Here is a 14,024-nt window from a genome sequence, read left to right on the forward strand (position 1 = left end):
GGCCGGCCGATCGATGACATGCCGAGAGCCGGGTCGCACCTGCTCCCGACAATGAGGAGCAGAGCCATGCGTCCTTTTCATATGATTTTGCAGGATGCGGGCGGTGCCGAACTGCGGCGGATCGATTTCAACGCCGAGGGCCCCGATCACGCCTTCCAAATCGCCCGCAACGAGGGTGAGGGCGTTCATGTCGAACTGTGGCAGGGGGCGACCCTGCTGGCGCGGATGACCAAATCGGGCGCCAATATCTGGAAGCTGTTGCCGACCGTGGACGTGCTCGTCGGAAACGACCGGGCCGCGCCTCCGGGCGCACGCGTGGGCCTGTGAGGCGGGGACGTTTCCTAACCTGCATCAGATAATCGCGAAAAAGCCCGGCGCCGCTCGATCGGCGGGGAACTTCGCATCATTCCGGACGTCGCCGATGAGGGGGGCATAACCCCGCGTGGCGTGTGCCGGCGGGCAATAGGGAGCCCGAAATGATCGACGAACAGGATGCCCATACCGAACGGCCGAACCTCGACGGCCGCAAAGCGATCGTCACCGGCGGCACGACGGGCATCGGGCGCGCGATCGCAGTGCTTCTGGCAAGCTATGGCGTCCGCGTCTTCGTCTGCGGCCGGACGCCCGAACATCTGGACGATGCGCTCAAGCGCATCGACGAGGTCGGCGAGGGCGACGGCATCAATGTCGACCTGTCACTCGCCGAGGATGTCGACCGCTTTTTCGAAGCCGCGAGGGCCTATCTCGGCGAGATCGACATCGCGATCATCAACGCCGCGATTCCGGCCTCGGCCTTAGCCGACAGCGGCGAGAGCGAGGCGCGCTACCAGCTCGACACCGACCTCACCGCCTATCTGATCTGCGCGCAGGAAGCCGCGCGCTGCATGTCGGCCGGAAGCGACATCATCTTCATTGGATCGATGTCGGCGGTATCGAAAGGGCCGGGCAGCTCGATCTATGTCGCGGCTAAATCGGGCATCCAAGGGTTCGTGCCGTCCTTTCGCAAGGAACTCGCCGAGCAGGACATCAAGGTCGGGCTGATCGAACCCGGATTTACCGGCGCCGATTTCCAGTATCCCGAATTTCCACCCGAAAAGCAGCGCGAACTGATCAACGCGCACAAGATGCTGCGCGCCGAGGACATCGCGGTCGCCACGCATTTCATGCTCACCCAGCCGCGCCGCACGGCGGTGTCGCTGATGCGCGTCGAGACGCGGCTGGAGCATCCGGAATGATGCGCATGGCCCCGACCGGCGCAAATACTGATCTATGTTTGCTTCCCGATAAATCCGCGCCGGGGCTGCGCCGAGCCGCGGAACTTTGGATAGGGGACCTCGTTGCTTGGTCGAGCGGGCGGGCAGGATTGGGAGACGTTCGTTGAAAAAAATCATTCTTCTGGCCGCCACCGCCATGCTTTCGGCTTGCGGCACCGGCGACACCGAGGCGCCCCCGGCCGATACCACCACGACCGACACCACGATGGCAACCCCCGCACCCGCGGTTGCGGCCGCAACGCCGACCGACGCGGCCGGCTATGTCGCCAAGGCGGGTGCGGGCGATATGTGGGAGATCGAATCCTCGAAGGCGTTGCGCGCCAAATCGCAGCGCGACGATGTGAAGGCCTTTGCGCAGATGATGATTGACAATCATGGCGAGTCGACGGCCAAGGTGAAGGCGGCGGCGGATGCCGCCTCGATCACCGTGCCGCCTCCCGCGCTCGATCCCGAACAGCAAAGGATGCTCGACGAGATCAAGGCGGCCGATGCGGCGAGTATCGATGCCGTCTATATTCGTAACCAGCAGGCGGCGCATGACGCGGCCCTCGCGCTGCATCGCGCCTATGCCACCGGCGGCGACACGCCCGGCCTGAAGGCGGCGGCCGGCGAGATCGTGCCGGTGATCGAAAAGCATATCGCCGAGCTGCAGAAGCTGGCGCAAGCGGAGCCGGACGATGCCGGGTGACGCGACCCCGCGTGGCCCGCTCGGTGATGCGCGCCCGGATGCTCAGGAGCGCCCGGCCGCGCCAACGCCGGGGTCGCTGAAACCCGAGAAGGTCGAAGACCGCGACAATGTCGGCATGGTCAGCCCCGAGGATTATCCCGAGGATCAGCGCGCCAAGCTCGATGAAGGCCAAGCGAACCGCGGCCATCGGCCGGGCAAGGGAAGCGGGCCCGTCACCGGAAGCGGTGCGGGTGCGGGCGGAAAGGGCAATCCCGAGGATTTCGATGCCGACCCGCAGGGCGGCGGCGGCCACGCGCCGATCCGCACCGACCGCGGTCCGAAGGAGGGCGCGGATGCGCCCATCGGCGGCAGTCGGTAGCGGCGTTTCGTCTCGCGCTTGGCTCGCCCTGTGCGGCCAGCGCGGAACGATCGAAGTTCGGGCACGTCGGTGACGCAATAGGGTCGGCATGATTGACGCGCCCGATTCCTAAGCGAGCGGCCCGATATGAGCGGCCATCAACGACGTCCGGCGCTCGCCGGGCGGGAGGAAGTCATGACTTATTTCAATGATCGATCGAACCCGGACCCGTTTCTGCTCGCCGCGGCGGGCGTCGGGCTGGCAGCGGCCGGAATCGGCCTCGCGCTTTGGCAGCGGCACCGGAATGCGGAAAAGTCCGCCTTTCCGACCGACGCGCCGCACTGGACGAAGGAGCGAAAGTCCGACCGCGCGCTTTTCGGCAAATCTTTGCTCGTCAACCGCCCGCGCGAAGAGCTGTTCGCCGCGTGGAATGTGAGGCGCTTCCCCGAGTTCATGGAGAATGTCGTCGCGGTCGAAGAAGCGGGCGACGGCGTTTCCAGATGGACGATCAAGGGACCCGCGGGACGCGAAGTCACGCTCGTTAACCGGATTACCGAGAAGGTGCCGGGCGAATCGATCTACTGGCAAAGCACTCCCGATTCCGACATCGCCAACAGCGGCGAGGTGCGCTTTGCCGACGCCGCCAACGGGCGGGGGACCTATGTCAGCCTGATCCTCGCCTATGAGCCGCCGGGCGGAACGCTCGGCCGTCTCGGTACGAAATTGCTCCAGCGCGAGCCCGAGGTGCAGGCGCGGCGCGACCTCCACCGCTTCAAGCAGCTCATGGAAACGGGCGAGGTGACGAGCAACGCGTCGCCTTCGGCCCGCTCGTCCGAAAATCCTACACAGCCTCATATCTAAGGAGAAGGCCATGCGCGCCGTAACCTGGCAGGGACGCCACAAGATCAGCGTCGAAACCGTCCCCGATCCCGAAATCGTCAACCCGCGCGACGCGATCCTGCGCGTCACCTCGACCGCGATCTGCGGTTCGGACCTCCATCTCTACGACGGCTATATTCCGGGCATGCGTGCGGGCGATATCGTCGGGCACGAATTCATGGGCGAGGTTGTCGAAACCGGCGCCGGGTCGACATTGAAGAAAGGGCAACGCGTCGTCGTTCCCTTCACGATCAGCTGCGGCCAATGCTTCTTTTGCGAGCGGCAGCAATATAGCGCCTGCGACAACAGCAACCCGAGCGAGACGCGCGATGCGTCCGAACTGATGATGGGCCACGGAATGGGCGCCGCCTTCGGCTATGCGCATCTCACCGGCGGCTATGCCGGCGGACAGGCCGAATATGTGCGCGTGCCCTATTCGGACGTCGGTCCGGTCGTGATTCCCGACGGCCTGCCCGACGATGACGTCCTCTTCCTTTCCGACATTCTTCCCACCGGTTGGCAGGCGGCGGTCAACGCCGACATCGAGCCCGGCGATACGGTCGCGGTGTGGGGCTGCGGCCCGGTCGGGCTCTTCACCATCCAGTCGGCGCTGCTGCTCGGCGCCGGGCGCGTGATCGCGATCGATCATTACCCGACCCGCCTCGCACTCGCGCGCAAATATGGCGCCGAGGTGCTCGATTACACCGAGGTCAATGTGCGCGAGGCGCTCGACGAGATGACCGGCGGGATCGGGCCCGACGCCTGCATCGATTGCGTTGGCATGGAAAGCCATGGCTTCGCGCTCGACAATATGCTCGATCATGTGAAGGCGAAGCTATATCTCGGGACCGAGCGCCCGCACGCGCTGCGCCAGGCGATCCTCGCGTGCCGCAAGGGCGGGCGGCTTTCGATTCCCGGCGTCTATGGCGGCTTCGCCGACAAGTTTCCGCTCGGTCAGCTGATGGAGAAGGGCCTGACCGTGAAGAGCGGGCAGACGCATGTGCAGCGCTATACGGGCGAGCTTCTGGACATGATCCGCGACGGAAAGTTCGACACCGTCTCGCTGATTTCGCATCACGCCCCGCTCGAGGATGCCGCCGAAATGTACCGGCACTGGCACGACGAGCAGAACAGCTACACCAAGATCGTCCTCAAGCCCGGCCTTCAGAAGGGCACGATCGAGGCGGTGCAGGCGATGGAACATGCCTGAGCGCAAGCTGGCGATCGTCACTGGTGCATCGAGCGGCATTGGCCGCGAAATCGCAATGCTCGCGGCGACTGAGGGATATGATCTGGTCCTCGCCGCCGACGAACCGCTCGTCGATGCCGCCGCGGGCCTGCGCCGCAACGGCATCGAGGTCGAGGCGATCGAGGCCGACCTGTCGACCCCGACAGGTGTCGAGCGGCTGCTCGCGGCGGCGGACGGGCGCGACATCGATGTGCTCGTCGCCAATGCCGGGCACGGCCTCGGCCGTGCTTTTCTCGATCAGGATGTCGCCGCTTGGCGCCATGTGATCGACACCAACATCACCGGCACGCTGCTGCTGCTTCAAGCTGTTTTGAAGCGAATGGTCGCGCGCGGCGAGGGCAAGGTACTGATCACCGGCTCGATCGCGGGGCATGTCGCGGGCTCGTTTCAGGCGGTCTATAACGGCAGCAAGGCCTTCGTCGACAGCTTCGCAGCCGCCATCGGCAACGAGCTCAAGGACAGCGGAGTCACCATCACCTGCCTGAAACCCGGCCCAACCGATACGCGCTTCTTCGAACGCGCGGGCATGCTCGACACCAAGGTCGGACAGGCGCCGAAGGACGATCCCGCCGACGTCGCGGTGACGGGATGGGAGGCGATGAAGGAGGGCGAGCATTCGGTCGTCCACGGCCTCAAGAACAAGGCGCAGCTGCTCGCCTCGGCGGTGCTGAGCGAAGCGGCGACCGCGGAAATGCACCGGAAACAGGCCGAGCCGGGCTCGGGCTAGCATAGCCGCCATCCCATGCTTTCAGGCCCCCGGTTGGGTTTTGGCTTGCTTATCCGCGCGCGGCAAAACATTCTGGGCCCCCGGGGGGGGCAGATCAGGATTTCGCAGTCGCCCATGCTCAATTGCCGACCCGACCAAACACCGCTCCGAATCCTTGGCGAGAAGCTGACGGCGGACCCCTCGCGCGTCGTGCTGCGGCCGTTCCACCTCGCATGGCAGTCGAGCGTGTCGGAACCGTCGCGCTCGGCGCAACTCGTCCAGGATCTGTTGCGGCTCAACGAGGATCAGGCCGAACTCGAACTCGGCCTCGTCTGGAAGGATTTTTCGGAGCGGCACTGGCAGATCGGCCGCATTTTCGACGAACGCTTTGCCGAGATCGCCGAAGATCTGGGGTTGGACGCGGGCGCGATTTCGCCGATCAAGCGCCGGCTGATCGGCGCCTATTTCTGCCACGAATATAGCTATGCCGCCGCCGCACTGATGAATCCCAGCATCGTGCTGCACCCCGACCAGAGCGGGCTCGGGGGCGACGAGTTGCGCTTCGTCATGTCGATGCGCGCGGTGGGCGAGGGGCATATCAGCTCGATCGCATTCCGCGAGGGCATCGTCGGCCCCAACGGCGATTTCCGCCTCTGGCCGCAGTCGGGGCCCGCGATGGCCGCGGTCCCCGACGATCGCCATCATCTGGAGGCCTGGGATGCGGTGGCCGTTCACCGCCAGCCCGACAGCCCGATTTCGAACAGCGTGCTGTTTCCGGTCACCGAAGCGCAGCGCAACGGGCTCGAGGATCTGCGGCTGGTCCGCTTCGCGCACGACGACGGCAGCACCGAATATCTCGGCACCTATACCGCCTATTCGGGTCATTCGATCCGTTCAGAACTGCTGCGCACCAATGATTTCGCGAGCTTCTGCCTCGAACCGCTTTCGGGCCGCGCTGCGCGCAACAAGGGCATGGCGCTGTTTCCGCGAAAGGTCGGCGGCCGCTATCTGACGGTCGGGCGGCAGGACGGCAAGAATATCACCTTGCTCGCGTCCGACAGCCTGACCGATTGGGACGACGAGGGACAGCCGCTGCTGAGCCCCGCCTTTCCATGGGAATTCGTCCAGATGGGCAATTGCGGCAGCCCGATCGAGTGCGACGAGGGGTGGATATTGCTAACCCACGGCGTTGGCGCGATGCGCAAATACAGCCTCGGCGCGGCGCTGCTCGACAAGGATGACCCTTCGAAGATTTTGGGACGCACCGCTTGTCCGATCCTTTCGGCCGCCGAAAGCGATCGCGAGGGCTATGTCCCCAATGTCGTCTATACCTGCGGCGCGCTCGCGATCGGGAATGAGCTTTTCATTCCCTATGGCATATCGGACAGCGCGATCGGCTTCGCGACGACGACGGTGCCCGACCTGCTCCGGTTGATGGTTTAGCGGGGGCACATCGCCCCAATATTGCCGCAAGTTATAAAAGCCGATGGAAAAGCTTTACCGGGCTTCGATTTCGGCAACTTCCCGAAACGGCGGCGCGTTGAACGGCGGGGGCTGTTTCGACAGGAGACCATCATGCCGCAAGATACCGACGCCACTCATATTCTCGCCGCCGACCATCGCTCGGTCGAAGCCTTGTTCGAGGAATTCGAGAAAGCCAGCGGCGCCGATCGCAAGGCGAAGATCGCCGAGCAAATCTGCACCGAACTCAAGATCCACGCGCAGATCGAGGAAGAGGTCTTCTATCCGGCGCTGAAGGGCAAGGTCGACGACGATCTTCTGAAGGAAGCCTATGTCGAACATGACGGTGCGAAGGTGCTGATCAACGACATTCTGGCGTCGGGGCCCACTGACGAATATTTCGAAGCCAAGGTCACGGTGCTGTCCGAAGAGATCAAGCACCATGTGAAGGAAGAGGAAAAGCAGCACGACAATATGTTCCAGCAGGCGCGCGCGGCCGAGGTCGATCTCGACGCGCTCGGCGAACAATTGCTCGCGCGCAAGGAGGAACTGAAGCGCCAGGCCGAAACGGCGGGGCTGCCGCCCGCCGCGCTCGTGACGATGTAGCCATGAGTTCCGATCCCATCGGCGCGCGCGTTGCAGAACTGGCCGGGCGCGTTGCCGACGGCGATATTCGTTTCGCGACGGCGGAAAGCTGCACCGGCGGCCAGCTTGCTGCGGCGCTCGCCGGCCACAGTGCGCTCGGATCGCATCTGGAGCGCGGCTACGTCGTTTATTCGGTCGACGCCAAGTGCGAGATGCTCGGTATATCGCGCGCCTTGGCCGAACGGTCGCAGGGCGTTGGCACCAGTGTGACGGCGGCGCTGGCCGAGGCCGCGCTCGACAAGAGCCGCGCCGACGTCGCGATCGCGATCACCGGCTTTTGCGGCCCGCAGGAGGACGACGAGGAAGTCGGCCTCGTCCATCTCGCCTGCGCGGTACATGGGCGAGGGATCCTCAGCCGCACATGCCATTTCGGCGAGATCGGCCGCCGTGCCGTGCTCGACGTCGCGGTCGCCGAGGCGCTGACGATGCTGTGTGAAGCGGTGCCGAACGCGACTGTCGCCGACTGATGGATGAGTCGCCCGTCGATGCGTTGGTGATCGGCGCTGGACCTGCGGGCTTGACCGCCGCCCTGTATCTGACCCGGTTCAAGCGGCGGGTCCGCGTCGTCCATGACGGGACGGCACGCGCTTTGTGGGTGCCGCGCACGCGCAATGTCCCGGGCTTTCCCGACGGTATCGTCGGCAAGAAACTGATCGAGCGGATGACTGACCATGCGCTCCGCTATGGCGCCGAGATCGTCTTCGGCCGCGTCGCGGCGCTCGAGCGCGCGACGGGTCATTACCGCGCGACGCTTGAAGACGGCGCGGCCATCGCCGCCCGCGGCGTGATTCTGGCCACCGGCGTCGATACCAATCTCGCCCGGCTCGACGAGGGCGATCACATGACGGCGGTGCGTGATGGTGTGCTGCGCTATTGCCCGATCTGCGACGGTTTCGAGCATCGGGACGAGCGGATCGCGGTGCTCGGATCGGACCTCCACGGCGCCGCCGAAGCGATGTCCTGCGGCAATTTTCGCGGCATGTGACGCTGATCCCGAAATGGCGGGTGGCGCTCAGCGACGCGCAACGCGAGGAGCTTGCTCAAAGCGACGTGATCGTTCTGGAGAGGCACGTCGAACGGCTCGTCGCCCACAGCCGCGATATCGCCGTCCAGATGCGCGGTGAGCCGGTCGCGCGCCGCTTCGATATTCTATCCGGCCTTTGGATCGCGCCCGCGCAACGAACTGGCAGCAGCCCTCGGCCTCTTGGCGGACGACGCGGACGCCGGGTGCATGCCCTTCCATGCCTTTTCCGACGGGCTTCTTCCCGGCCTTTATGCCGCCGGCGATGTCGTCGCCGGGCTTGACCAGATCAGCGTCGCGATGGGACAGGGCGCGATGGCGGCGACGCGGCTTCACAACTGGCTGCGCGAAGCCGAAGGCCATCTGATGGCGGATCAGGACTGAAGCCGGGAACATTGCCGCGGTTCGGGGCTTGATTCCGCATCGGTCCAGCCGAGGAGAAGGTCATGGATTTCGCAGTCGACCGGCTGGTGTTCGGTCCCGACGACGTCGATCTGTCGCGGTCGCCGCTCGCCGGCCATCTCGATGCCGAAACTTTCGTCCTCGGCGCCTTCAATCCGGGATTGGCGCGCCTGCCGAGCGGCAATCTGCTGATGCTCGTGCGCGTCGCGGAAGCGCTTCGCGAGCCGGTGGCGGACGGCCATGTCCACAGCATCCGCTGGGACGAGGGACGCTATGTCCGCGATGCCTGGCCGCTCGAATTGTGCGATACCGCCGACCCCCGCAAGTTCCTCGTACACGGCGGCAGCTGGCAGGTCATGGCGCTGACCTCGCTTTCCTGGCTGCTGCCGATCGAGCTGACTCCCGACGGGCTGGAGCTGGTCGCGGTGCATTATGACCGCGCCGTCGCGCCGCACGCTTCCTTTCAATGCTATGGCGTCGAGGATGCGCGGATCAGCCGGGTCGAAGACCGCTGGCTGATGACGAGCTGCTCGGTCAGCCCCGAGCGTCATTCGACGACGCTCTACAGATCCGACGACGGCCTCCGCTGGCGCTTCGAGGACATCGTGCTCGATCATCAGAACAAGGATATGCTGATCTTCGAAGGAAAGATCGCCGGCCATTATTGGGCGCAGACGCGGCCGCTCGGCGCGCTCTATTTCACCTATCCGCCGGGGAGCCAATGGCGCGCGGGTCCGTCGATCAATCTCGCTTCCTCGCCCGACACGCTGCATTGGAAGCCGCGGCGCGAGCCGGGGCTGCGACCGCATGCCGACACCGTCGCGACCGCAAGGATGGGCGGTGGAACCCCGCCGATCCTGACCGAGCGCGGCTGGCTGACCTTATGGCACGGCGTCGAGCCGAAGGAGATCGTCGGCATCTATCGCACTTATTGGTCGCTGCTCGATCCCGACGACCCGTCGCGCTGTCTCTACAGCGAGCATCGGCCGCTGATCGAGGCAAACCCCGATCTCACGCGGTCGCTCGAAGATAAGATGTATGTGCGCGACGTCGTCTTCACGACCGGCATCGCCGACGCGGGCGACTATTTTATCGTCGCGTCGGGCGAGGCTGACCTAGCCTGCCGCATCACCCATATCCCCAAGTCGTATTTTGGTCTTTGAGACAAGAGGGCAATTGGTGGACTGAAACGTCGCCCCCTTTAATCCGTCATCCCGGCCGGAAGGTGTTCATGCACGTGACTCTGGAAGAGTATCTCGCCGCTGGGTCAGGTTGAAACGGCGAGATCCCGGCCTTCGCCGGGATGAAGATTCAGCGAGATTTGATCAGGCTTTGGGTTTCTTCCCGGCACGTCGGAGGAAGTGCAGGGGCAATCGTCCATGTCCCCCCGTTGTGCCCCACGCGGCAGACCGGTTGGCCGTCGCAAGCAAGCAGCGCCCAGCGGCCGTCGCATTCCCGCTCGGCGATTTCGAGCGCGACGCTCGCGCTCGCGGCTTCGAACTCCATCCGCTTGGCAAGGCCGACGCCGTCGTCCTCGAATTGAAGGCTGTAGCTGGTCCTCGGGGAAGCGTCCGGCATCGCCGCCGCCTCAATAGGTCGCCGGCGGGTCGCTTGCGGGAAAGGATTCATCTGACGCCTGATCGACGCTTTCCCACGGGCGCTTGACGTCGTCGCGCATGCCGTCCGGACCCGCCGAGCGCGTCTGGTCGAAATTCTCCGATTGGGTTTCGCCGTCGGCAAACGCCGCGCTATGCCGTTCTCCCTTAGCCGTCTGGGACGCGGATTTGCGGGTAAACCAGAAGAGCGCGCCGAGCGTCCCCAGCGCCAGAATCTTTCCCAATCCCGAATGTCTTTGTGCTGCGCTTGCCATGGTTTCATCCTTCGCTGTTCTTCCGGATCGACGCTTTCCGCCGCGCGGAGTTGCATGGCCGGATCGTAAACGCGCGGTTGATTTGGCAGCGCTTATCCCAGGTTAAGCGAACGGCGCCGCCTTCGCGGCGGCGCCGTCCTTCAATCCGGTTTTGGACTGACCACCCCCGATGTGTAGCGCAGATTATTCTGCACATGCTTCACGCCCGAAATCGCATCGACGCAGTCTTCGGCACGGCGCTTGGCGCGGCGGTCCTCGACGGTGCCCGACAGCGTGACCTCGCCCTGCTCGACCGCAACGTCGATTTCGGAGGCGTCGAGCCAGACGTCTTCGGTGAGGCGGTCGTTCACATCCTCGCGGATGCGCTCGTCCGACCGGGCATAATTTTTGGGGCCGCGACCACGATGATCCTGTTCGCGGCGGCGCCGCGCGTCACGGTCGCCGAACCACGACATGACTTCGTCTTCGGCGCGTTCGAAAAAGCCGCGATCGTCGTCGTCATAGTCGGCGCGGCGCGACCTTGGGCCCTCACCATAGGGCGAGTAGCCGCGGGCTGCGGGATAGCCGAACTCGCTCGGCCACAGCGAGCCGGGGCGTTCGCCGCGCCCGCCGCGCGCTTCGCCGACCGCGTCGTAATAGCGCGAGCGGCCGCCGTCGCTTTCATAGGTGGGCCGGGCGCTTTCGCGGCCACCATAGGAGGGATGCCGATCGCCCGCGTGGCGATCATCCCATTCGTCGCGTCGATAGGGTTGTTCGCGGCGGGCTTCTCGTCCGCGTCCGCCACGACGTTCCTCCTCCTCGATCGCGGTATAGCCGCGCGCAGTATCCTCGGCGCGGCCGCGGTTCCAACCCGCTGTACCGCCACCGTCGTCGGGAATGCTGTTGTCGCGATAATCCCAGAGGGGCGTTCGGTCGTCGAACCTGTCCATTTTCCATCTCCATTGTCGGTCGGGCGGTCAGGCTGCCGCAAAGGTCGACAGCCCCCCGGCACCAGAGTGACGTCCGGAAGCGGGGGAAGTTCCGGCGTGTCCACGCGCGGTCTTGACGCAGGTTAGCGTTTCGGCCCGGCACATTCGGCGCGGCTGGCGCGTCTTTTCCTCGCCCGGTTCATCGGGCGAAGAGGAAGAGGATAAAGACATGCAGAATCAGCAGGACGACGGCCAGGGCCGCGCTCCCGGGCAAGCCCAGCAGCAGGACGGAACCCAGCAAGGCGGCGGCGGTCAGCAGAACCGCCAACAGGAGCAGCAGGACCAGGAGCAGCAGGACAAGCTCGACAATAATCGCGGCGGCGCCGATCCGACCGGCGGCCAGGCGATCGATCAAGGCCGCGGCCCCGGTGAAAATATCGCGCCGCTCTCCGGCGAAGGCATGGAAGAGGATGACGAGACCGCTGCCGGCGAAAGCCAGCAGGACGCGCAGCCCGGCAGCATGGGCCAGTCCGCCGAACAGCCTGCCGAAGGATGGCAAGACGAAGAGGATCTGGCGCGCCAGAACCCGGACTGACCGGCGCCCCGATACGCCCGAGGGGGCCCGCCATTCTGGCGGACCCCTTGTTGCGAAAAGCGGTGCGGCGCTGGGCGCAACTTGCGCCCGCTCCGTTCGTTCGTCGGGCGAGGGGCCGACACTGAGGACATGTTCACCAATGGGAAGGACGATCGCCGGCTGGAAAATCGACGCCGCAGAGCGCGATCGGCTGCTTGCGCGCTTTCCGCCGAGTTATGAACGTCCTATCGCGGATCATGTCACGTTCCGCTTCGGTACCGACGCGGACACGTCGCTTCCCACCGAAACCGAGGCCTATATCGTCGGCGAAGCCGATGACGGCGCGGGCGTCCAGGCGCTCGTCGTCGAAATCGGCGGCACGACCGCGCGCGGCGACGGCAGCCATTTCCATATCACCTGGTCGCTCGGCGAAGGGCGCGCGGCGAAGGAAAGCAACGACGTGATCGCCGCGTCCGGCTGGATCGCCGTCGATCGCGTCCGGATCGCGCTCCAGCCGGCGCGCTGGAAGGGGTGACGGGTGCAACTCTATCTCGATTGCGACGGCGTATTGGCCGATTTCGACCGCGGCGCAACGAAGCTGCTCGACATGCCGCCGCGCATCTATGAAAAGCGCCACGGCATCGCGGCCTTCTGGCGCGAGATCGCGCGCCATCCCGATTTCTACGGCACGCTTCCGCTGATGCCCGACGCGAAAGAGCTGTTCGCCGCGGTGCGCCACCTCATCCCCGTGATCCTGACCGGCCTGCCGCGCGGCGCCTGGGCGGCGCCGCAGAAGATCCGCTGGGCGGCCCGGCATTTCCCCGGCACGCAGATTCTGACCGTGATGGCGGTCGACAAGCGCAACCATGCGCAGCGCGGCGATATTCTCGTCGACGATCAGATAAAGCACGCGCATCTCTGGGAAGGCGCGGGCGGCATCTTCGTCCACCACCGCGACGCGGAAAGCACCATCGCGAAGCTGCGCGAACTGATTCCGGAAGAGATGGCGGCCAAGGCGTGAGCAACCTGTAGTGGGTAGCCGTCAGGCCGGTGACCCGCCGGCATATTGGACGACCGCATCCTCGCGCTTCTCGGGCCGGATATAGATCGAGCTGATCAGCGGCGACGCTGCCTTCAACTCGCCCTCGATCACTTCGATCAGCGCCTCGGCCCGTCCCATCCGCAGTGCATCCTCGAAATCGGCGCTGACCGCGACGAAGATGGAATCGGGGGCGGTGTGGATCGTGCGGACATGGTTGATCGCGCTGATTTCGGGGTGGGCTTCGACGATGCGCCGGATCGTATCGATCAGCGCCGGATCGGCGGCCTCGCCGATCAGCAGCTCCTTCGCCTCGCGCGCGAGCAATATCGCGACGGCGGCGAGGATCAGGCCGATCGCGATCGACGCGATGCCGTCGATGCGGGCGTCGCCGGTGGCGTGGCTCAGCCAGATACCGACGGCGGCGATGATCAGCCCCGCGAGTGCCGCGCTGTCTTCGAACAGCACGATGAAGCCGGCGGGGTCCTTCGAGCGCCGGACCGCCTGCCACCAGCCAAGCTCGCCGCGCCCCGCGTCAAATTCGCGCACGGCAATCGCCCATGAGGTGCCCTCGAGCAGAAATGCGACCGCAAGCACGATATAGTTGATCGTCGGGTCGCGCAGCGGTTCGGGATCGTGGATATGAATCCACCCTTGATAGACCGAAATGCCCGCGCCGATCGCGAAGATCAGGATCGCGACGACAAAGGCCCAGAAATAAAGCTCGCGCCCGTAACCGAAGGGATGGCGGCTGTCGGGAGCGCGTTTCGCGCGCGCTTGGCCATAGAGCAGCAGCAGCTGGTTGCCGCTGTCGACGAGCGAGTGCACGCCCTCCGACAGCATCGACGACGATCCGCTGACCGCCGCGGCGATGAATTTCGCGACGGCGATGCCGAGGTTGGCGAACAGGGCGCCGTAAAGGACGATATTGCCCTTGATATGGCCGATGCGCTTGCTTGCGGCCATGTCGT

At 65.2% G+C, this 14,024-nt stretch carries 20 protein-coding genes; 16 read left to right on the forward strand and 4 right to left on the reverse strand.

Going from position 1 to position 14,024, the window contains the following annotated elements; translation table 11 throughout:
- Positions 1 to 66 precede the first annotated feature (66 nt).
- The 13 genes from OVY29_RS03330 (at position 67) to OVY29_RS03390 (ending at position 9,825) form a co-directional block, all read left to right on the forward strand.
- Positions 67 to 327 carry a hypothetical protein gene (locus tag OVY29_RS03330; protein ID WP_152567681.1) on the forward strand — a complete coding sequence of 87 codons (261 nt, stop codon included), beginning with the start codon at positions 67 to 69 and terminating at the stop codon, positions 325 to 327.
- A 149-nt stretch (positions 328 to 476) separates the two neighbouring features.
- Positions 477 to 1,235, forward strand: coding sequence for an SDR family oxidoreductase (locus OVY29_RS03335; RefSeq protein ID WP_313910906.1), 759 nt, complete (start codon positions 477 to 479; stop codon positions 1,233 to 1,235).
- Between the two features lie 142 nt (positions 1,236 to 1,377).
- On the forward strand, positions 1,378 to 1,962 hold the full coding sequence (locus OVY29_RS03340) for a DUF4142 domain-containing protein (RefSeq protein ID WP_052182435.1): 585 nt from the start codon (positions 1,378 to 1,380) through the stop codon (positions 1,960 to 1,962).
- Positions 1,952 to 2,320, forward strand: a complete 369-nt coding sequence (locus OVY29_RS03345; RefSeq protein WP_313910907.1) for a hypothetical protein — start codon at positions 1,952 to 1,954, stop codon at positions 2,318 to 2,320. The genes OVY29_RS03340 and OVY29_RS03345 overlap by 11 nt, the downstream gene beginning before the upstream one ends.
- A 174-nt stretch (positions 2,321 to 2,494) precedes the next feature.
- Positions 2,495 to 3,160: an SRPBCC family protein gene (locus tag OVY29_RS03350; RefSeq protein ID WP_313910908.1), complete on the forward strand. Its 666-nt coding sequence runs from the start codon at positions 2,495 to 2,497 to the stop codon at positions 3,158 to 3,160.
- A gap of 10 nt (positions 3,161 to 3,170) precedes the next feature.
- Positions 3,171 to 4,388: a zinc-dependent alcohol dehydrogenase gene (locus tag OVY29_RS03355; protein ID WP_313910909.1), complete on the forward strand. Its 1,218-nt coding sequence runs from the start codon at positions 3,171 to 3,173 to the stop codon at positions 4,386 to 4,388.
- On the forward strand, positions 4,381 to 5,154 hold the full coding sequence (locus OVY29_RS03360; RefSeq protein WP_313910910.1) for an SDR family NAD(P)-dependent oxidoreductase: 774 nt from the start codon (positions 4,381 to 4,383) through the stop codon (positions 5,152 to 5,154). Before OVY29_RS03355 ends, OVY29_RS03360 begins: the two co-directional genes overlap by 8 nt.
- Positions 5,155 to 5,268: 114 nt before the next feature.
- Positions 5,269 to 6,576 (forward strand): glycoside hydrolase family 130 protein, encoded by a 1,308-nt coding sequence (locus OVY29_RS03365; RefSeq protein ID WP_313910911.1) that lies wholly within the window; start codon positions 5,269 to 5,271, stop codon positions 6,574 to 6,576.
- A gap of 132 nt (positions 6,577 to 6,708) precedes the next feature.
- On the forward strand, positions 6,709 to 7,200 hold the full coding sequence (locus OVY29_RS03370; RefSeq protein ID WP_037557111.1) for a hemerythrin domain-containing protein: 492 nt from the start codon (positions 6,709 to 6,711) through the stop codon (positions 7,198 to 7,200).
- 2 nt (positions 7,201 to 7,202) lie between these two features.
- A complete protein-coding gene (locus OVY29_RS03375; RefSeq protein WP_313910912.1) occupies positions 7,203 to 7,706 on the forward strand; it encodes a nicotinamide-nucleotide amidohydrolase family protein in 504 nt (167 codons plus the stop codon).
- A complete protein-coding gene (locus OVY29_RS03380; protein ID WP_313910913.1) occupies positions 7,706 to 8,224 on the forward strand; it encodes an NAD(P)/FAD-dependent oxidoreductase in 519 nt (172 codons plus the stop codon). The genes OVY29_RS03375 and OVY29_RS03380 overlap by 1 nt, the downstream gene beginning before the upstream one ends.
- A 135-nt stretch (positions 8,225 to 8,359) precedes the next feature.
- A complete protein-coding gene (locus OVY29_RS03385) occupies positions 8,360 to 8,644 on the forward strand; it encodes a hypothetical protein (RefSeq protein ID WP_313910914.1) in 285 nt (94 codons plus the stop codon).
- Between the two features lie 62 nt (positions 8,645 to 8,706).
- Positions 8,707 to 9,825: a glycosidase gene (locus OVY29_RS03390; RefSeq protein WP_313910915.1), complete on the forward strand. Its 1,119-nt coding sequence runs from the start codon at positions 8,707 to 8,709 to the stop codon at positions 9,823 to 9,825.
- A 148-nt stretch (positions 9,826 to 9,973) separates the two neighbouring features.
- Here OVY29_RS03390 and OVY29_RS03395 read toward each other — a convergent pair whose 3' ends face one another.
- From OVY29_RS03395 to OVY29_RS03405, 3 genes are all read right to left on the reverse strand, one after another.
- Positions 9,974 to 10,240 carry a hypothetical protein gene (locus OVY29_RS03395; RefSeq protein ID WP_037557107.1) on the reverse strand — a complete coding sequence of 89 codons (267 nt, stop codon included), beginning with the start codon at positions 10,238 to 10,240 and terminating at the stop codon, positions 9,974 to 9,976.
- A gap of 10 nt (positions 10,241 to 10,250) precedes the next feature.
- The gene (locus tag OVY29_RS03400; RefSeq protein ID WP_037557106.1) at positions 10,251 to 10,532 is read right to left on the reverse strand and encodes a hypothetical protein; all 282 of its coding nucleotides are present in this window, start codon (positions 10,530 to 10,532) and stop codon (positions 10,251 to 10,253) included.
- Positions 10,533 to 10,672: 140 nt separating this feature from the next.
- The gene (locus OVY29_RS03405) at positions 10,673 to 11,461 is read right to left on the reverse strand and encodes a BON domain-containing protein (protein ID WP_313910916.1); all 789 of its coding nucleotides are present in this window, start codon (positions 11,459 to 11,461) and stop codon (positions 10,673 to 10,675) included.
- A gap of 208 nt (positions 11,462 to 11,669) precedes the next feature.
- Between OVY29_RS03405 and OVY29_RS03410 the strand changes: the two genes are divergently transcribed.
- From OVY29_RS03410 to OVY29_RS03420, 3 genes are all read left to right on the forward strand, one after another.
- On the forward strand, positions 11,670 to 12,035 hold the full coding sequence (locus OVY29_RS03410; RefSeq protein WP_037557105.1) for a hypothetical protein: 366 nt from the start codon (positions 11,670 to 11,672) through the stop codon (positions 12,033 to 12,035).
- A 139-nt stretch (positions 12,036 to 12,174) separates the two neighbouring features.
- A complete protein-coding gene (locus tag OVY29_RS03415; RefSeq protein WP_313910917.1) occupies positions 12,175 to 12,549 on the forward strand; it encodes a hypothetical protein in 375 nt (124 codons plus the stop codon).
- 3 nt (positions 12,550 to 12,552) lie between these two features.
- On the forward strand, positions 12,553 to 13,035 hold the full coding sequence (locus OVY29_RS03420; RefSeq protein ID WP_313910918.1) for a 5' nucleotidase, NT5C type: 483 nt from the start codon (positions 12,553 to 12,555) through the stop codon (positions 13,033 to 13,035).
- A gap of 21 nt (positions 13,036 to 13,056) precedes the next feature.
- On the opposite strand, the gene OVY29_RS03425 is transcribed toward OVY29_RS03420, so the two are convergent.
- The gene (locus OVY29_RS03425; protein WP_313910919.1) at positions 13,057 to 14,019 is read right to left on the reverse strand and encodes a cation diffusion facilitator family transporter; all 963 of its coding nucleotides are present in this window, start codon (positions 14,017 to 14,019) and stop codon (positions 13,057 to 13,059) included.
- Positions 14,020 to 14,024: the final 5 nt, after the last annotated feature.

The sequence above is a fragment of the Sphingopyxis sp. SE2 genome (genome assembly GCF_032227185.1).
Classification (GTDB): Bacteria; Pseudomonadota; Alphaproteobacteria; order Sphingomonadales; family Sphingomonadaceae; genus Sphingopyxis.